The following is a 17,902-nucleotide window of genomic DNA, read 5'->3' on the forward strand; positions in this document are numbered from 1 at the left end:
TCCTCCTCTCTGTCTTTTTGTATCGACCCGCACTAACGCCCCCTGAATCGGGGCTCCCCTTCCGAGATCCCCTGCCCGGGCTGCGCGTACTTCGTGTATCTTACGCCCGAGCTTCGGGTCCGCTCCAATATGGGCACGCCGAGCGCCCTCGAAAGCCCGCGCCTGAGCGGCTCCAGCTTCTCGCTGAAAGACCTCAGCCCCTTGACGTACTCGGCCGGATTCTCCTGCCAGAGAAGAAACGCGGCGAAGACCCGCTTGAGCCTGTCTTTCACTTCAGCCGACTCGAACGTCCAGTGAAAATCGCCCTCGACCGGGTAAAACGTCTGGAAGAAGAGGAGCTGCTTGATTATGCTCCTGTGGTCCCCCGCGTAATACACGTCGAAAAGCCCCGTTCTCACCCAGCTGTAACCGCTGCCGAAGCTCTCTGCAAAACTATCCTCGAGCCCGAGCCTCGCGCCTGCATACCCCGCGAGGTTCACATAAACGTAAGCCGCCTCCGGAGTAAAATAACCTTTTTCCGGAAATTCCGCGCCGAACCTGTTGAGACTGCCGACGAGATAAATACCGTTATAGCCCCTCGCCGGCCTGAAGCCAAGCTCGGGCTCGAGTTCGAGATCCCCTACGTCCCCGATCTCCGATAATGACGTCCTTATTTTCTCCCATTCCTCGAGCGTTATCCTGATCGTATCTTCGGATTTCATCTTGCTTTCTCCTGTAAAATCCCTGTTTTTGTGCAAAGCTCCGCCGTTAGAGCCTTTTTTCATCCGAAAACCGGCTCGATCCCGCGCGGAGAACCCCCGCGCCCTGTCCCCGGACAACGGCCTGTTTCAGGCCCCCGCCGGATCTCCCCTATGTCCGGTAAATACTATCCCCCGGCGGGTCTACAATAGTACGTAGCCCTGTTCCTTATGAAGTGCTTCCCACGGCCCGCCCCGGCGGCTCCGTTAAAGCCCCTCTCGATCACGTTTTCCATCGCCGTTTCTCCGGTCGGTCTGTATCGCATCGAATCCCGCTTCCCACTTCTCTTAAATACCGCTCTTTATTCGCATACAGCTCCGCCGCCGGGCGCCCGTTCCGCCAGGAAGGCGCGCAATCCCTGCGGAGTCCATCCGCAGCTCCCCCGTAAAGGGCTCGACTCCGCCCCGGCCAAAAGGGGAAATCCGTTTGTAATCAGAAAACCCGGCTAACAGCCCGGCATGGTACGACAATAGTAAGTGCCGCGCAGCCTGAGACCGTACCCGAAAAGCCTTGTCGAAACGATGTAAGCCGGCCTACGCATTCAAGAGCCCCCATCTTTCCCTGACGCGGTTCTCCAGTTTCGTGAATACGAGCCTGTCCACCGTGATGCCGATCACTATGATGATTATCATGACGGCGATAATCTGGCTTATGTCGTTGAGCTCGCGCCCCATGGTAAGCAGGCGTCCGAGCCCTATGCTCACGTACAAGAGCTCCCCGGCCATGAGAGCGCGCCACGCGAACGACCATCCCTGCTTGAGCCCGCTTATTATAGACGGCAGCGCCGCCGGGATGATAACCTTCATGTAAAGGTCGATCCCGTGCGCGCCCATGGTGCGCGCAGCCCTGAGGTATATGGGCGGCACGTTCTTGACGCCCGCATCGACGCCTATAGTCACGGCGAAGAGCGAGCCGAGGACGACGACGAGTATGATCGCGCTCTCGCTGAGCCCGAACCAGAGCAGTGCAATCGGCAGCCAGCATATGCTCGGCAGCGCCTGAAAGCCGAGCACTATGGTGCCGACCGTCTCGTCCAGGACCTTGACCCTCCCGATGGCGAGGCCGATAAGAAGCCCGCCTGCCACCGATATGAAATAACCGATGAGCACCCTCTTCATGCTCGCGAGTATGCCGATGGTAAAGCTGTTGTCCTGGAAGCCGGCGAGGAGCGAATCGAAAACACCCGACGGTGACGGAAAGAGATACGGCGGCCAAATCTTGAGGGCCGCGACCCCCTGCCATATCCCTATAAGAAGAAGATAAAATACGGTAAGGAGAATAATCTTGCGCTTCATCAGACGGCGGCCTCCTGTACTTCATCGACAGCTTCGCCGTTCTCCCTTATCTCGTCCGTTATCCACTTCGTATAAAGAAACACCTCGGGATGACCCGGCTGCCTGGGTCTTTCGATATCTATCTCGTGCTCCGATTTAATCCTGCCGGGGTTCTTCGCGAATACCAGCACCCTGTCGCCGAGTATGACGGCCTCCTCGACGTTATGCGTGACGAATATAATCGTCTTCCGCGACTCGACCCATATCCTCTGGAGCTCGTCCTGGAGCGACTCCCTCGTCTGTATGTCGAGCGCGGCGAACGGCTCGTCCATGAGGAGTATCGCGGGCTCCATAACGAGCGCCCGTGCGAGGGCTACCCTCTGCTTCATGCCCCCCGAAAGCTGGTGAACGTATGAGCCGTGGAAGTTCTCGGCAAGCCCGACGAGCTTCAGGTAATCCTGGGCCATTTCCTTTCGTATCTTGGGCGCGACCCTCCTCAGCTTGAGCCCGAACTCAACGTTCTCCCTCACTGTAAGCCACGGGAAAAGCGCCCCTTCCTGAAAGACCACGACCCTGTCCGACCCCGGCCCTTCGACCCGCTTCCCGTTGGCGAATATCTGCCCGCTCGTCGGCTTGTCGAGCCCGGCGATAAGATTAAGCAGCGTCGACTTTCCGCATCCCGACGAGCCGACTACGGTCACGAACTCCCCGTCCCGGATAGTCAGGTCGATGTCGTTGAGGACCGATACCTTGCCGTCCCCGGAGTTGAAGGTCTTGGAAACGTTTTCGACCTTGAGCCTGGCATCCCTGTCCTCGACCTTCTGGATGAAAATATTCCAGACGCCTTCCTGCTCTACGGTGCGGAAAGGATAGCCCCTTCTCTCGCAAAATCGCGGCGCGTTTTCGAGCGCCGTGGGCTCGTGGTCCGACACCGCCAGCAAGACGTCGTTCTCTCGGAGATCCCTCAGCGTATCCCTTATCACGTTAAGCGGATGCGGGCATATCGCCTGCCTGAGATCGATAACCTTCTCCGGCTTAAGCGAGTCCAGCTTTTTCGGGGGATTCACGGTTTTCATAATCGGTCCTCTGCTATCTTTGCTGCGCATATATTATACTCAGTTCACAGCGGTTTTTGGGGAGCCGACCGTAATCTCCTCGAGCCCCCTCTCCTTTAAAATGCCGTTCAGAATCGTAAGATCGTAGATATCCGCAAGGTCGGGTTTCTTCCTACCGAGGAACCCCAGATCGTACGCATCCGCCGCAACCTCGTACAAAGAGCTCGTAACGGGGTCGTACGTAAACTCGATCCTCGGGAATCCGGCGTTGAGAATGTCATCGGGGAGCGCCTTTCCAGTCTCCCTCTTTATCTCCTCGTTCAAAACCTTCTTCGCCTCTTCGGGATTCTCGTTAATCCAGTTCGTTATGTCGAGGTTCGTTTCGAGCCAGGTCTTTACGAGGTCCGGATGCTTCTTCAGAAACTCCGTGCTCACCATAATATGGGTCGTCACGTACTCCCCGTTCGGCCAAAGGTCCTTCTCGTCGACGAATATTTCGCCCCCGCCCTCGACTATAAGTCTCGATACCCACGGCTCCACGGTCCAGGCCCCGTCGAGGTCCTTCTTGATGAAGAGAGTAAGCTGGTCGGGATTCGCGAGCGGCGCAAGATCGACTGTCCCGCCCTTCTGTTTTAATTTATAGCCTTTTTCCGCCAGCCACGTCCTGAGCGCGACGTCCTGCGTGCCGCCTATTGCGGGGGTCGCCAGCTTCTTGCCGTCGAGGTCCTTGTCCGTCTTGATGCCCGAGTCCTTCCTGACGACGAAAGCCGCGCCTCCGCTGGCCGCACCCGATACTACGCGGAGCGCCTCTCCGTACGATTTGACATATCCGTTTATGGCGGGATTCGGGCCGATGTAGGCTATGTCCAGCTCCCCCGCGAACAGTGCCTCCACGGCCGTGGGCCCCGCGGTGAATATCTTCCAGTCTACATCGGCATCGTCCCCGTAGGCCTTCTCGAAATCCCCTCTGGCCTGCCCTATAACGCCCTGCGCGTGCGTAACGTTGGGGAAATGCCCGGCTCTAATTGTTACCTTCTTACCCTCGGCGCCGTAGCCCGGAACGGCGCCCGCGATGCCTGAAACCAGCACCGCAATCAATAACAACTTCAGATTCATTAAATAATCCTCCCTATTTGGGTTGCTATAAAAGTGGCAAGCCGCGTGCCACCATAAAATATCCTTTATTCGAGGTCGGTTAACCGCACAAAATCGTGTCCTGCACGGCGATCTGTATATATTGTAACCAGAAACACGATAAATTTATGTCCATGTGTTTAAAATTTATACCCCGTTCAGCCCGGGATACGCGGGGAGAGTCAATCCTGTAATACATTTATAACATATTGCGAACCCCTATGCAGCCCCAAAATCCGGCCGAGGCGGACCGTGTCCGCTGACATTCGACGCTCGCAGCGAAGCAATACCCCTCCGGGCCGGCGGGCCACGCCCGCTGGATATCGAAGTGGCAGCGCTTTGCCATTACCACCAGCCGCGCTTCAGGTGGTTTCAGCAACTTCTATGCTACATCGAGAATCCCTTAATATTGCAAGCCGCTCGCGGCGCAGCAATACACTTCCGGGCCGTCAAAATTCGCGTTAAGAAAATCGAGCGGATGAGCGTTAAAAATCCGATGTGGGGCTGTGGGCCGGTGGAGGATTTAGCGAAGAAGCGATGATTTTTAGCAGAATTTTCCCCGGCCCGTGACTTTTGCTACTTTTGGTCAGTCAAAAGTAGAGAATCACTTTTCCATACCTACCAGTCACCACCGTACGTCCCCCACAAGGCCGCCAATTGTGCAGCTTCCACCAGCTTTCGAAGTTGCAGTAGATCCTTTGCCTTTGCCGTTAAAGGGTTCGTAAAGGCAGTGAACTCGAATTTGATTGAAGAGCACCACTATCCCCTCATCCCAATCCACCATATTGCAAGCTGCTCAAAAGCAGCGCAGCAATACCCCTCCGGGCCGTGCGGACTGTGTCCGCAGACAATCGAAGTGGCAGCGCTCTGCCCTTGACACCTGCCGCGCTTCAGGTGATCTCGGCACCTCCCGCGCTATGCCGAAAACGACACTACGTGTCCACGCCTCGCGTGCAGGAATCCGGCGTAGCCGACTTGGAAATTCATAGCAACGCCCGGTCGTCCGTTCTATTTAATCACCAGACTTGCCCCGCCGAAGACATCGAGTGGATGAGCGTTAAAAATCCGACTCCATTATTCTCCCCTCTCCCCTTGGGGAACGAATGCGAGCAAGCGAGCATTCGGACGCCCCCGGCCGACTGCACGAAAGTTTGTCTATTGCAGCTCGAAAGTATCCGAAATCAAAATAGGGATTAAGGGTGAGGGGGTACCTTACAAATTAATCAGAGAAACAGGATTTAGCGAAGGAACGATGATTTTGCACGCCACGCGTGCAGGATTCCGAAGTAGCGAAAGCCTTGCTATCATTTTCTGACGCGCTACAGGTGGTTTCGGCATCATCAGCGCTATGCCGAAAACGACACTACGTGTCCCCGGCCCGGCGGACTGTGTCCGCTGACATTCGAAGTAGCAGCGTCGTTGCCATTATCATCAGACGCGCTTCACGTGGTTTCAGCAACTTCGGTGCTACGCCGAGAAACACACTTGCACCACCCTTACCAGCCAGCTCAGAACTCCCCCTTCATCCACCGGAGACCCTCAGCAGTAAACAATCGAAATAGCAGCATTACGCTATTACCACCAGCCGCACTTCAGGTGACAGCCGAAGGGCATAATTCCGATAAGCCCTCCAAAAGAAATCCGCCGCGGGAAGCGGGGCTTCCCCGGCGGACGAATAGTCCCTCAGTCTCTATTTAATAATTCGTATTACCCCGCCTTCGGAGGCACGTATACCCACAAAAGCTCGGAGCCGTTCTCCGTGCAGTGCACCTCGTACTCCGACGCCGGCGGAAAGCCTATCCACGTCCCCTGGCCGACGGTTTTCGTCTCCCCTTCGCTCAATATCTTGAAGCTCCCCTTCGTAACGAAGTAGGCGACGTGGGTCTCGGAATTCTTCCACTTCTTCAATTCCTCGCCCGAATTGCAGCGGTACCAACCGAACCAGAACGGATACTGCGCGTTCCCGGCAGGAGCGCCGCTAAGCTGGTCGGCAGCCGGCCCGAAGGCGAGCGTCAACATGCCGGTGCTGCCTGGAATCACGTCCCCGCAGCTGAACTGCTTTAAACCGGAATTATCTGTAAAGCCCATCTGTGACACCTCCTGTGGTGGATTTACCTCTTAATCCGTTCTAACACACAGGGTATGGGAGCACAACAAAAAATTGGGGAGGGTCAAAGTTCTTATATCTCCCATGATTTTCAAGCCCGGCTTAAGCCATGCCAATATCCGGTTATTCGGGCAAAACCGCATTAAATTCATTTAAAAAAATCACCGTTATAATATAATCAAGTGCTATAGCACAATTTAAGGGAGGGGGCATGAGTCCTTTCAGATATCTGTTTATAGCTTTAGCTTTGAGTTTTATTATTGCTTTCCCATATAAAGCGTATTCTATGGAGCACATACCTTTCTACGCCACAAATAACAGCGGCGGAGATACGAGTATATGTTGCCATGGTCCGTGGAGACACGCCTGCGATCTGAACTCAAGTGAATCATGTCTTATAAAAGAAGGAGCCGTTGACTATAACTTTTATACGGTAGATGTCACTATATTCTCCCCCTACGGCGCCTGGCTGTGTTGTCTGTCAAACACGGTTTCCGACTGCTCCGGTCCTGTTCAGTCGCCAACGCCGGTCGATTGCATCGGGCAGAATTTTACGCTCGCAAAAGGGGATACCGCGGTATATATTACATTCACCGAGGATTCACTTACCGTGACTCCGGATAATCCCTCCTCCGACGCATCGACCACGCAAGCCCGCGCCTTTGGAGACTCCGACACGTCGACCACGCAGGCAAACCTCGGGGATGACAACACCAGGCCGAGACGGGACCGCGATACGTGGAGTTTCCAGGGCACGGAAGGAGAAAATATAGTAATTACTCTCGAAAATGTCCCCGAGTCGGGGCACAGCGGAGAGCAGGCTACCCTGATTCTTCAAAACAGGGGCTCCACGATAGAAACCAGCACCGCCGAGCTGCCTTTTGAAATCGCGGCGACTTTGCCGTCAACCGGGGAATACGAGCTCGTTGTCAGTCAGAACAATATCCCCGAAGACGTCAGGTTCAGGGGGAAATATTACCTCAGCGTAAAATCCTCCCTCGGGACCGTACGGGACATAAAGCCGTCCGAAGACGTCGAGCAGTAGAAGTCTATGCGACATTTAATCCCTTCCCCCGAGGCGGGGGAAGGTCAGGACTGGGGTCCCACCAAATATCGCGAGCCACGATTCCGAGCGAGCGAGGAATCGGACGTCCTCGGCAGACTGCAAGAAAGTATATCTGGTACTGCTCGGAAGCATCTCAAACCAAAATAGCAGGAACCTATTCAGTTTTCCACCAGCCATCCATTAAGAATCCTTTGCCTTTCCAGTTAAAGTGCTCGTCGAATCTCTAAACCCGCCTCCAATCAATACCCACGCCTGTACCTCATAAAAATGCGCCTCACCTCCCCATCCCCTCCAGCACCCCCCTGCTCTCTTGGGCGAGAACCTCCACCAGCTCCGCCGCCGTGAGCCTCCTCGACATCGGGGCCGCCTGTCCCGCCCATAACGACATAAACCTCGCGTCCCCCTTTGCCTTGGCGGCGGCCCTGATAGGCACGGTGAGGGACTGGTAAACACTAAAATGCGGGACTTCCGCCTCGAGGCTCGCCATATCCTCGAAGAAGCGGTTCCTTATACCGCGCGCGTATTTGCCCGTGTATACCCTCGTGAGGACGGTGCTCGTATCGTCCGATTCATCTATGGCGCGCAGCCACGCCTCCGGAACGGAAGCCTCCGCCGCGCCGAGAAAGGCCGTCCCCATCTGCACGGCCGACGCTCCGAGCGCAAGCGCCGCCACTATCCCCCGGCCGTCCATTATCCCGCCCGACGCGACGACGGGGATATTCACGGCGTCCGCGATCTGCGGCACGAGCGCCATGGTGCCGGTCATCGGCAGGTGCGGCGTATCGGGGAATGTCCCCCTGTGTCCCCCGGCCTCTATACCCTGCGCGACCACGGCCGAGCAGCCGGCCTCTTCGAGCCTCCGGGCCTCGGCGACGGAAGTCGCAGTGCCAATGACGGCGACGCCTCTACTCCGCAGCATCTTTATCTGCGAAGCGTCGGGCATCCCGAACGTGAAGCTGAAAACCGGGACGTCGTTGTCGACAACGACCGCGAGCTGGTCCTCGAATGTATAGCTGTCTTTCGCAGATGATCCCGGCCCGGGGGCGCCGACCTCGGCCGCCATCTCCGACAGCTTTTTTGCCACCCTCGGCGAAGGCGCGGCGGCCGGGGGAGACTCCTCCGGTATGAACAGGTTCACCGAGAAAGGCCTCTCCGCAAGCTCCTTTATTTTCTTGATTCCGGAATCGAGCGCGTCGGGGGTGACGTACCCGCCGGGATACGATCCGAGCCCGCCGGCGTTCGACACGGCTGCCACCAGCTCCGGCGGAACGAGCCCGCCCGCCATGGGGGCCTGGATTATCGGGTGCGTTATACCCAGTCCTTTACAAAATTTCCGCGCGTCTTCCGGCCAGAATCTTTCAGCCATTTCTATCCTCCGTCCAGCGGTACATAAAATTATTGTACCGGACGAAAGCGTTTATGCCCCGGCCTCCGCCAAGGCGCCGTCGAATAAGTTTCAAGTGTGATTCGAATCCCGTGTAGCGGGTCTACGTCCGAAGAGATATTCCCGGTCCGGAAGGCTCCATTTTTTCCCTCGCTCTCTCTATGAGGAGCGGCGAAAGCTCCTTCTCCCAGAATCGCATGAACCCTTCCTGGTTCGGCCCGGCGGGCACCAGCACGACGTGATCGTAACCGGCGTCGGTGTAACGCCCGATTGCGTCGGCGTAAAGCCCGGGATCGGGCCCGCAGACGACCAGGTCCGCGATGTCCTCCTTATGAACGACGCTGCTGTGCGCTTCGAAGTGCGCCACGTTCGGCAGCTCCGCGTTGACGCTCCACCCCGCCGTCCCGAACCTGAGCCGCTCGTATGCTATATCGACGGCCTCCTCCTCGCTTTCCGCCCACGACGCCATCATCTCGGCATATCTCGGGCCGTCCTCGAACCCCCCTGCGTCCGTCCAGTGTTGTATAAGCTTCGAATCGGGCTCGACGGTAAATATCCCCTCGGCCTTGTCCGCGGCGAGCCGCGCGGCTTTTCTCCCGCCTATCGCGACGACTATCTCCGGCGGCTCGGCCGGCAGATCGAACACCTGCGCCTGCTCCAGCTTGAGATGATTCCCCTCGTACGACTGCATGCCCCCCCGCCAGAGGAGGCGTATGATGTCTATGGACTCGGACAGCATCTCGTGCCTTATCCTTACAGGAGGCCATCCGTTCCCGACGACGTGCTCGTTCAGCTTCTCGCCCGAGCCGAGCCCGAGCGTGAACCTCCCCCCGCTCAGTATCGCCATCGTCGCCGCAGCCTGCGCTATTATAGCCGGGTGGTATCTCACGAACGGGCACGTGACGGCCGTGACTATCCCGACGCTCTCCGTGGCCGCCGCGACGCCGCCCAGCACGCTCCATGCATACGGCGAATGCCCCTGGCTCCACAGCCACGGATGGTAATGGTCCGAGATCGCGACGAAATCGAACCCGGCATCCTCCGCGAGCCTCGCGTTATGGATAAGCTCCTTCGGCCCGTGCTCCTCGCTCATAAGCTTATAACCGAATTTAGTCATGATTCCCCCTGCCGGCTCTCCCTTCGTCAAGCCCCGGCAAAAACCTCTATCATCTTTTTATTAAACGCCGGTATGTCGTCCGGCTTCCGGCTGGTCACGAGCTTCCCGTCCACGACCACCTCCTCGTCCCGCCACTCCGCGCCGGCGTTTTTGAGGTCCGATTGTATCGTATGGTACGACGCCATTTTGCGCCCCCTGGTGACGCCCGCGTCGATCAGCGTCCACGGGCCGTGGCATATGGCCGCTACAGGCTTATCGCTATCGAAGAACGATCTCACGAACTCCTGCGCGTCCTGGTTCCTACGGAGATTATCCGGGTTCATCACCCCGCCCGGGAGGAGGAGCGCGTCGAACATGACCGGGTCGGCCTCGGAAAGCTCTTCGTCGACCTTGAAGTCGTCGCCCCAGTCCGTGTGGTTCCACCCCTTCACGTTGCCCCTCTCCGGAGAAACTATCACGGTCTCTGCCCCCGCGCTTTCGAGCGCCTCCTTTGGAGCCGTAAGCTCCACCTGCTCGAACCCGTCCGCCACGAGTATCGCGACCTTCTTTCCTTCGAGATTATTTCCCATTTTCGATTCTCCGTAACGATTTATTGAGCCGCGCGCCCTCCCCGTTACCCCCGCGCGGCTACGTGATACATGTGCAACATGCGTGCCAGTGCGGCGCGCCTGAAAATATCGGGTAATCAGAATGGATTACAGAAAGGTATTATCTTCCGCCGGGAGCATGCTGGAAATTATTTTCCGGAAAGAGCTGTTGAGTAGATAACATTTGTAAAGGCTTTTTAACCGCCCGCTTCCGTCTCGCCTATTCTCTTCATCAGCAGCTTCCGCTCGGGCTTCATCGTCGCGAGTGAAAGGGCCTTCCTGAAATGCCCGGCCGCCGCGGCATTGTTCCCGAGCCTCTCTTCGAGCTCCCCGAGGACGGCGTAGAGTAAGAAATACGATTCGAGCTGCTCACGCCCCGGTATGCCTCTCACCGCTTCGATGCCCGCGCCCGGCCCGTGAACCTCCGCCACGGCTACGGCCCTGTTGAGCGCCGCCACCGGGGAGCTGTCCATGCCGACGAGGATGTCGTAAAAATAGAGGATGCGCTTCCAGTCGGTCGATTCGTAATCCCTCGCGGCGGAGTGGCAGGCGGCTATGCTGGCTTCGAGGTGATAGACGCTTGGCTCCCGCCCCTCCATCGAGCGGACGAGGTGATACATCCCGCGCGCTATCATCCCCTGGTCCCAGAGCGACCTGTCCTGCTCCCTCAGCGTCAGGATATTTCCGTCGCCGTCGGTGCGGGCGTCGAGCCTCGCGGCGTTAAGCAGCATGAGCGACAGGAGCGCGTGAACGTGCGGCCTGTCGCCGACGCGATGTTCCGCCAGTATCCCGCAGAGCCTTATAGCCTCGAGGCAGAGCTCCTTCCGTATGATGCTCTCGCCTTCGGACGCCTTGTAGCCTTCGTTGAAAAGTAGATATATAGTCTCCAGCACCGAGTCGAGCCGCCCCTTAAGCACCTCCCCCGTCGGGAGGTCATAGGGGACGGAAGCGTCCCGGAGCTTCCTCTTCGCCCGCGTGAGCCGCTTCGTCACGGCGGCTTCGGACGTCAGAAAAGCCCGCGCTATTTCCTCGGTGCTGAACCCGCAGAGGGTCTTCAGCGAAAGGGCGACCTGCGCCTCGGGCGGTACGAGCGGATGACAGCACATGAACATCATCCAGAGCCTGTCGTCGCCTATCTCATCCTTGAACGCCACCTGTCCGTCCCCTCCCGCTGCGGGCCCGGCGTCGTCCATGAACCGGGCTATGTCGTCCGTCTTGTTCCGGAACGTCTTGTCCCGCCTCATGAGGTCGAGCGCGAGGTTCTTCGAAACCTGTGTGATCCACGCCGCCGGGTTTCCGGGTATGCCGTAATAGGGCCACGTCTGGAGCGCGCGGGCGAGCGCCTCCTGCACCACGTCTTCCGCGAGGTTAATGTGCCTCGGCCCGAATATCCTCGTCAGCGTCGAAACCATCTTGCCCGCCTCGTGGCGGAAGCAGTGCTCGACTATCCGCGAGACGTCCCCTGGCCCGGCGTTACTGTCCGCGCCGGAATCGCTCATCCGCAGCCTGTCCGCCGGCCTCTACTTCGAGCCGGCCCCGGCCGCACGCGCGGCCTCTTCTTCCCGGCGGAGATTGAGCGCGGCAGCGCATTCGCTCGCCAGCGGCCGGACTTCGACTTCAGCTCCGTAATCGAGGCCCGGGTAGTTCTTGGCGATCTCGACGGCCTCGTCCATGCTGTCCACCGTCAGTATGAAATACCCGGCTATGGCCTCTTTCGATTCGGCGAACGGGCCGTCGGCTACCAGCTTGCCGTTCTTCCCCGAGATCACCTTGCCCTCGAAGTGGAGCGGCTGCCCCGCCCTCGCCTTGCCCTCGGCCGTCAGGCTGTCGAGCCAGCCGTGCATCTTCGTCACTATCTGCTGTATCTCCTCGGGCGAGAGGCCCTTGTGCCATCCCGTGCCCCTGAACAGCATCATGTATTCCGTTACAGGTTCCATGACCATCGTATTTCTCCTTTCCTTCGTTTCTTTCCGTCATGCACATCCGCGGCGGTGCATCCGCGCCGGCCGCGGCGATGCTTACGGCTCCAGGTTAAAGAGCGGCTGTCCAGTCTTCATGTCGAACGGGACGGAATAGTGCTCGTGCGCTATCTTCCATTCCCCGTCCGTCTTCCTGAAGCACTGCGTCACGCGCATCCAGCACGTATTGAAATTCCCGTCCGGCCCCTCGCCGCCGCAGTGAAGGAGACTGTGCGCGAAGGCCAGGCTCCCGTCGGCCGTGACCGTCATCTCGCCGGGCTCGAACATCGACTCCCCGCCCGGGCAAAACTCGAAGCACGCCTTCCAGTGCTTCCCGTACTCGTCCTTGCCGGTGAACCGGAGCTTCTCTACGGCGTCGAAGGACACCACGTCGTCCGCGTATATGGCCATTATCTTATCGAGGTCCTTTTTCCTGACCGCTTCGGACCACTCTTTCACCATGCTCTTGATTTTCGCTTCTTCACTCATAAATGCCTCCCTTCGGCTTTTATATATACGACGTATTCGTCAGGTCATTATGGACACGTTCGCCGCCTGATTTTCAGGGCGCAATAAATTCTCGGCCCGGCTCATAGATATCCCGTCTCGGCCGGTGGATTCTCCCAATCGTTATTCCTCCCGTCCTCGAAGCGGACACTCGCCGCCGAAAGCTCCTCGTCTGTTGCATCGTCGAGGCATGCTATGTTCACGGCGTAGAACTCCCCCGAAAGCTTCTCTCCCTGGAACTCGATGTCGAGATGCGCCCTGCCGAAAGGCTTTATCCCGCACCGGCTGCAGAAGAGGTGATGGATCGTATCGCTCCCGAATCGATAATCCGTAAGCGCCTCCCCGCCCCGGAGCAGCCTGAACTCCGCCTCGGGCACGAGCGTTTTCCAGTACCTCCCCTTCCTGCACACCGAGCAATTGCACTTGCTGGTGCCGTTTTCGAGGTCGGCCTCACACTCGAACGAGACCTCGCCGCAGTGGCAGCTTCCCGAATATTTTTTCTTCATATCGGCTCCTTTCAATCTCTTGTATACGTCAGCAGGACGAGCCCGCCAGCGAACGCCTTCGTCTCCTTAAGCCTGAGCCCGACCCTGTGCCCGACGCCGCCGAACTGCGTCTTCCCGGCCCCGAGGATCACTGGGTTGACGAATATCCTGTACTCGTCCACGAGCCCGGCGGCCGAAAGCGCGGAAACCATGGTCCCGCTCCCGAATATCACGATGTCCTTCCCGCCCTCGGCCTTCATCCTCTCCGTCTCGTGCACGGGGTCGCCCCTGTTCACGACGGCGTTGTTCCACTCAACGCTTGCGAGCGTCCTCGAAAAGACTATCTTCGGAAGGCCGTTCATCGCGTGGATGATCGCCTCGTCGTTCTCGGCGGGCGAGGCGTCCGGCCAGTACCCCGCCATGAGCTCGTACGTCACCCTTCCGAAGAGGAGTATCCCCATCGATCCGAGCCGCTCCTTCGTATAATCCATGAAATCCCCGCCCACGCTGAACCAGTCTATCTCCCCCGACGGGCCCGCGATGAAACCGTCCAAAGATACGAGATTAGAGACGACGACCTTTCTCATCGGCGCTGCTCCTAAACCGTGGGGCTGTACTCGGCGCCGGCCCGCGCGGCCCTTCCGAAAAGAAGGCGTCAACGCTTATAGACCTCGGCCCCGATAGAAGAATTGCAAGCGAAACCATGAACAGGCTGAACGGGTAAGACGCCCCTATCATGAAGCCCTGCGGCAGCGATACCACCGTGGCCACGAGCATATTTATCGCGATCGCCAGCGCCGCGGGGCGCGTGAGAAGCCCGATCGCGATAAGCAGGCCCCCGATCAGCTCCGTATAATTGCTCAGGTGAGCGAGCGGGGCCGAAAAGCCCATCTGCGTAAATGCCTCGAGCGTCGCTTCGAGCCCCATTCCGCCGAACCATCCGAATACCTTCCCCGCCCCGGCGACGAAAAGAATCCCGCCGAGCACGAGGCGGAGAAGCAGAATCGAAATGCTCAACATCGTTTTATTGGTTCCGGTCAGTAAACCCATATATCCTCCGTCCCGGGTGTTATTGTTCTGAAAGCTCTTTTATCTTTTGAATTGCCTTGTCCCAGAGCCCGGAGGTGGCCTCGGCATATTCCCCTGAGACGAAGGACTCTATGGCGAGGATGGTTTTCTCGCCGTTCGCCGAAAGGGTGTAGGCGTCGAAGCACCCGTTCCACTCCGCGTTCCCGGGGCTGTTCGGCGTCTCGGCCCCCTTTACCAGGACGCCGTCGTAAGCTATCTTCAGCCGCTCGCCGAGCGCCCACGCCGTAACCTTCCCCCTAAGCCCGTCCCCCTCGCCGTTCTTCAGATAAAACGTCTCGCCCGGGCCGAACTCCCCGTCGACGTGCGAGCCCTCCGAGAACTCGCTCATCCATATCCCGGCATGCACGGGGGTCGTAAGAACCTCCCACACGCTCTCCCTGGGTGCGTCGATCTCTATAGACTTGTGTATCATTTCCCTGCTCATATCGCTCCCCACTGTCGTCGCGCCCTGCCCTATATCCGCCGTCTATATCGGCCCCTGAAGCTCCCTCAAAAGAGCGGCCATCCTGTCCATCGTCTCGCCCGCGCCCTCTTTCATGCCCGACTGCGCCATCCCGTCCCTGTCCTCGCGGGACTGGAAACGAACGACGTCCCTGAACGTCGTGACGCCGTCCTTCTCCTCGAATGTTATGGTCTCGACGGACTCGTGGCCGGGCATAAGCTCGAAATTAAACGTGTACACGAGCCGCCCCGGCGGCGAAACCTCCCTGTACACCCCGCTGAACGCGAACTCGTTCCCGTCCTTGTCCTGCTGAACGAAGCGCCACTCACCGCCCTCGCGGACGTCCATCTTGTCCACGGTCGTTTTGAGATTCGCCGGGCCCCACCAGCGCGGAACGAGCTCGGGGTCGGTGCTGGCCTTGAAAACGAGATCCCTCGGGGCCCCGAAATCACACGTAAGCACAATCTCCTTATCGCCTTCGAACTCGAAAAATCCGTCTTTCGGCATTTATTCTCTCCCGCGATTTTCGATTACCTTTCGTTTGATGCCGGGGGGCGGGCGCAGATGCCCGGCGCGAAGAATTTCCGGACGCCCGCATCCCGCAAGATAGCCCTCGATATCAAAGCCTAACCTATTTCTCTTCGAGAACTGATAATATATTTCCCGCCGGGTCCTTGAACCACGCGATGCTCATTCCGCCCTCGGTGAGGACGCCGTCCGAATCCGTTTTAATCCCTTCCGTGTCGTACACCTCGAAACGGACTCCCCTGCTCCCGAGCTCCTTCATCATAGATTTCAGGTCGTCAACCCTGAAATTGAGCACCGTGAACGTCGCCGGAGCGTGATCCGGCTTTTCGTAGATCATCGTTCCGCCCTCGCCGCCGACGCTCAGGATCGGCATCCCGTCCACCGCTTCCACCGGTACCCCCAGCGTCTCACCATAAAACTCGCGCGCCTTCTTCAAGTCGTTCACCGAAAAACTGCCGAACATCTTTGCATTCTCTAGCATCTGCCTCTCCTTTTGCTGTTCTCTCCACCAGCCTTCATATACACGACGATCTTTGCGCGCCGTTTTGGACACCCCGCGACCGTCTCATTTAAAAAGGTTACTTAGCAAGCCGGTAATGTGGTAGAATGAAGATATCTATATTCGCAAGGGGGTGATAAGTATGCGGAGCGACATAGATACGAGACTTCTGGATTACTTCCTCTACGAACACGCCGATGTAGACAAGGCCCACAGCCTTGCCACCGTTTCCGAAAAATCCGACGAAAAAGACAAGGACGCCCGGCAGCCCGACGACGACAACAAAGACCGGAATCACTAGAACAGGGAAAGGTTTAAAGGAAGCGATTTAATCAAGCGCGTGCAGGGTGGAGGATTTCTTACATCCCGACGGGAAACTTACATATCCCCGCCTTAGGATATTTTTGCACCCGCTTCGCCCTGACTCGAAGCACTTAAGGACTAAAATCTCACGGGGGCGCTCGGCACTATCACGGCTTATTTCTAAGTATTTCCTACAAGCTCGATTCACTACCTTGCCCTGACAGGCCCCTTCCACCCGCCTTATAAGCCTCGGCCTCGCCCGAAGAAACCCAGCCGCCCCCGAGCGCGCGGTAGAGGTTGACGGCCGCCGTAAGGCGCGCCAGCTTCGCCTGCGCGTATTCGTCCTCCGTCACGAGCTGCGCGTTCTGCGTATCGAGGAGCGTCTGGAAGTCTATGGCCCCCGCGTCGTAGAGGCGGAGCGAAAGACTGTACGCGCGCTGCGCCTGCTCCATCGCGGTCTTGAGAGAAATCTCACGCTCGCGAGTGTACTTCACGGCCGCCAGCGCGTCCTCCACCTCCTGAAACGCCGTCAGGACGCTCCCGAGGTAGAGCTGCGCAAGCTCCCTCTGCTCCGCCGTCGCCAGCTCTAGCCCGCCCTCGAGGCTCCCCCCCTCGAATATCGGCTGGGCTATAGACGCCGCAAGCGACAGAACCATCGTCGCCGGGTCGCCGAAACCGGTCGTCGAAAGGAGGTCCCCCGCCCCGAGCGAGATAGACGGGAAGAACGCCGCCCTCGCCGCGCCTATGTTGGCGTTGGCCGCTATAAGCGACGCCTCCGCCGCCAGAAGGTCCGGCCTCCGTTCGAGGAGCTCCGACGGCTGCCCCGGCGCGATATCCGGCACGCTCACCCCGTCGAGGTTCTCCCGGTCCACGGTAATAGTCTGCGGCGGGGCGCCCAGCAGCACCGCCAGCGCGTTCTCGGCGTTCTTGATACGCTCGGCGATCACGGCCCGCGCCGCCTCGGTGGACGCCACCGCCGTCCGCTGCTGCGCGAGGTCTATCTCCGATTCCGCCCCCTCGCGCACCCGCGCCGTAATAATGCGGAGCACCTCGCGCGATATGCCGAGGTTCGCGTCGGCGATAGCCAGGCGCTCGCGGAGGCTCGCCAGCGTGAAATAACCCGTGGCCACGTCCCCCATAATTGCGAGCTCGAGCGCCCCCTGGTCGTATATCGAGCCTTCGAGCCCGGCCTCCGCCGCGAGCACACGCGCCCTGTTCGCGCCGAACAGGTCCAGCTCGTACGATACGTCCACCCCTGCCTGGAGGAACGTGTCGCTGCCGTTCCTGCCGCTCGTCCGGACGGTCTTCGACCAGTCCGCGTCCGCCCCGAGCCCCGCCGACGGGAGGAGAGTAGCCCCCGCTATCTTGAGAGCAGCGCGCGCCTGCTCTACGCGCTCGACGCCGGCCCCAAGGTCCGTATTGTATTCGAGCGCCCGCGCCATGAGCGCATTAAGCTCCGGGCTCGAAAAAGACTCCCACCATTCGGCGGCCACGTCCACGTTCGTCCGGACCCCGGCCTCCCCCCACGCGGGCGGCGTCTCCACGACGGGGCGCTGATAGGCCGGGACGAAAGAGCAGCCCGAAAGGAACAACGCCGGCGCCAGTAATATTGCGATTATTTTTTTCATT

General features: G+C 58.7%; 22 protein-coding genes. 2 read left to right on the top strand and 20 right to left on the bottom strand.

What is annotated here, in order from left to right; translation table 11 throughout:
* Positions 1-32 precede the first annotated feature (32 nt).
* The 7 genes from PKC29_13515 to PKC29_13545 all read right to left on the bottom strand — a co-directional run bounded on the left by PKC29_13515 (position 33) and on the right by PKC29_13545 (position 6,605).
* A complete protein-coding gene (locus PKC29_13515) occupies positions 33-701 on the bottom strand; it encodes a hypothetical protein (GenBank protein HML96436.1) in 669 nt (222 codons plus the stop codon).
* A 164-nt stretch (positions 702-865) separates the two neighbouring features.
* Positions 866-1,003, bottom strand: coding sequence for a hypothetical protein (locus tag PKC29_13520; GenBank protein HML96437.1), 138 nt, complete (start codon positions 1,001-1,003; stop codon positions 866-868).
* 268 nt (positions 1,004-1,271) lie between these two features.
* On the bottom strand, positions 1,272-2,033 hold the full coding sequence (locus PKC29_13525; GenBank protein HML96438.1) for an ABC transporter permease: 762 nt from the start codon (positions 2,031-2,033) through the stop codon (positions 1,272-1,274).
* Positions 2,033-3,088, bottom strand: a complete 1,056-nt coding sequence (locus tag PKC29_13530; protein ID HML96439.1) for an ATP-binding cassette domain-containing protein — start codon at positions 3,086-3,088, stop codon at positions 2,033-2,035. The genes PKC29_13525 and PKC29_13530 overlap by 1 nt, the downstream gene beginning before the upstream one ends.
* Positions 3,089-3,127: 39 nt before the next feature.
* On the bottom strand, positions 3,128-4,183 hold the full coding sequence (locus PKC29_13535; protein HML96440.1) for an ABC transporter substrate-binding protein: 1,056 nt from the start codon (positions 4,181-4,183) through the stop codon (positions 3,128-3,130).
* Between the two features lie 1,725 nt (positions 4,184-5,908).
* On the bottom strand, positions 5,909-6,289 hold the full coding sequence (locus PKC29_13540; protein HML96441.1) for a hypothetical protein: 381 nt from the start codon (positions 6,287-6,289) through the stop codon (positions 5,909-5,911).
* Between the two features lie 142 nt (positions 6,290-6,431).
* On the bottom strand, positions 6,432-6,605 hold the full coding sequence (locus PKC29_13545) for a hypothetical protein (protein ID HML96442.1): 174 nt from the start codon (positions 6,603-6,605) through the stop codon (positions 6,432-6,434).
* 313 nt (positions 6,606-6,918) lie between these two features.
* On the opposite strand from PKC29_13545, the gene PKC29_13550 reads away from it, so the two are divergent.
* The gene (locus tag PKC29_13550) at positions 6,919-7,353 is read left to right on the top strand and encodes a hypothetical protein (GenBank protein HML96443.1); all 435 of its coding nucleotides are present in this window, start codon (positions 6,919-6,921) and stop codon (positions 7,351-7,353) included.
* Between the two features lie 295 nt (positions 7,354-7,648).
* On the opposite strand, the gene PKC29_13555 is transcribed toward PKC29_13550, so the two are convergent.
* From PKC29_13555 to PKC29_13610, 12 genes are all read right to left on the bottom strand, one after another.
* Positions 7,649-8,740 (bottom strand): nitronate monooxygenase, encoded by a 1,092-nt coding sequence (locus PKC29_13555; protein ID HML96444.1) that lies wholly within the window; start codon positions 8,738-8,740, stop codon positions 7,649-7,651.
* A gap of 121 nt (positions 8,741-8,861) precedes the next feature.
* Positions 8,862-9,875: a TIGR03557 family F420-dependent LLM class oxidoreductase gene (locus PKC29_13560; GenBank protein ID HML96445.1), complete on the bottom strand. Its 1,014-nt coding sequence runs from the start codon at positions 9,873-9,875 to the stop codon at positions 8,862-8,864.
* Positions 9,876-9,901: 26 nt separating this feature from the next.
* On the bottom strand, positions 9,902-10,444 hold the full coding sequence (locus tag PKC29_13565) for a type 1 glutamine amidotransferase domain-containing protein (protein ID HML96446.1): 543 nt from the start codon (positions 10,442-10,444) through the stop codon (positions 9,902-9,904).
* Positions 10,445-10,659: 215 nt separating this feature from the next.
* The gene (locus PKC29_13570; GenBank protein HML96447.1) at positions 10,660-11,961 is read right to left on the bottom strand and encodes a sigma-70 family RNA polymerase sigma factor; all 1,302 of its coding nucleotides are present in this window, start codon (positions 11,959-11,961) and stop codon (positions 10,660-10,662) included.
* 21 nt (positions 11,962-11,982) lie between these two features.
* The gene (locus PKC29_13575; GenBank protein ID HML96448.1) at positions 11,983-12,399 is read right to left on the bottom strand and encodes a YciI family protein; all 417 of its coding nucleotides are present in this window, start codon (positions 12,397-12,399) and stop codon (positions 11,983-11,985) included.
* An 81-nt stretch (positions 12,400-12,480) separates the two neighbouring features.
* Positions 12,481-12,909 (bottom strand): nuclear transport factor 2 family protein, encoded by a 429-nt coding sequence (locus PKC29_13580; GenBank protein ID HML96449.1) that lies wholly within the window; start codon positions 12,907-12,909, stop codon positions 12,481-12,483.
* A gap of 101 nt (positions 12,910-13,010) precedes the next feature.
* The gene (locus tag PKC29_13585) at positions 13,011-13,433 is read right to left on the bottom strand and encodes a GFA family protein (GenBank protein ID HML96450.1); all 423 of its coding nucleotides are present in this window, start codon (positions 13,431-13,433) and stop codon (positions 13,011-13,013) included.
* 11 nt (positions 13,434-13,444) lie between these two features.
* Positions 13,445-13,999, bottom strand: coding sequence for a dihydrofolate reductase family protein (locus PKC29_13590; protein ID HML96451.1), 555 nt, complete (start codon positions 13,997-13,999; stop codon positions 13,445-13,447).
* A complete protein-coding gene (locus PKC29_13595) occupies positions 13,977-14,462 on the bottom strand; it encodes a DoxX family protein (GenBank protein HML96452.1) in 486 nt (161 codons plus the stop codon). Before PKC29_13595 ends, PKC29_13590 begins: the two co-directional genes overlap by 23 nt.
* A gap of 19 nt (positions 14,463-14,481) precedes the next feature.
* Entirely contained in the window at positions 14,482-14,925 is a 444-nt protein-coding gene (locus tag PKC29_13600) for an SRPBCC domain-containing protein (protein ID HML96453.1), read from the bottom strand.
* 42 nt (positions 14,926-14,967) lie between these two features.
* Complete coding sequence (locus PKC29_13605; protein HML96454.1) at positions 14,968-15,450, bottom strand: SRPBCC family protein; 483 nt, start codon at positions 15,448-15,450, stop codon at positions 14,968-14,970.
* A gap of 124 nt (positions 15,451-15,574) precedes the next feature.
* A complete protein-coding gene (locus tag PKC29_13610; protein HML96455.1) occupies positions 15,575-15,952 on the bottom strand; it encodes a VOC family protein in 378 nt (125 codons plus the stop codon).
* A gap of 160 nt (positions 15,953-16,112) precedes the next feature.
* On the opposite strand from PKC29_13610, the gene PKC29_13615 reads away from it, so the two are divergent.
* A complete protein-coding gene (locus PKC29_13615; GenBank protein ID HML96456.1) occupies positions 16,113-16,271 on the top strand; it encodes a hypothetical protein in 159 nt (52 codons plus the stop codon).
* A gap of 193 nt (positions 16,272-16,464) precedes the next feature.
* On the opposite strand, the gene PKC29_13620 is transcribed toward PKC29_13615, so the two are convergent.
* Positions 16,465-17,901: an efflux transporter outer membrane subunit gene (locus PKC29_13620; protein ID HML96457.1), complete on the bottom strand. Its 1,437-nt coding sequence runs from the start codon at positions 17,899-17,901 to the stop codon at positions 16,465-16,467.
* Between the last annotated feature and the right edge of the window lies 1 nt (position 17,902).

The organism is Thermodesulfobacteriota bacterium (assembly GCA_035325995.1).
In the GTDB taxonomy this organism is placed as follows: Bacteria; Desulfobacterota_D; UBA1144; order Nemesobacterales; family UBA2774; genus JADLGH01.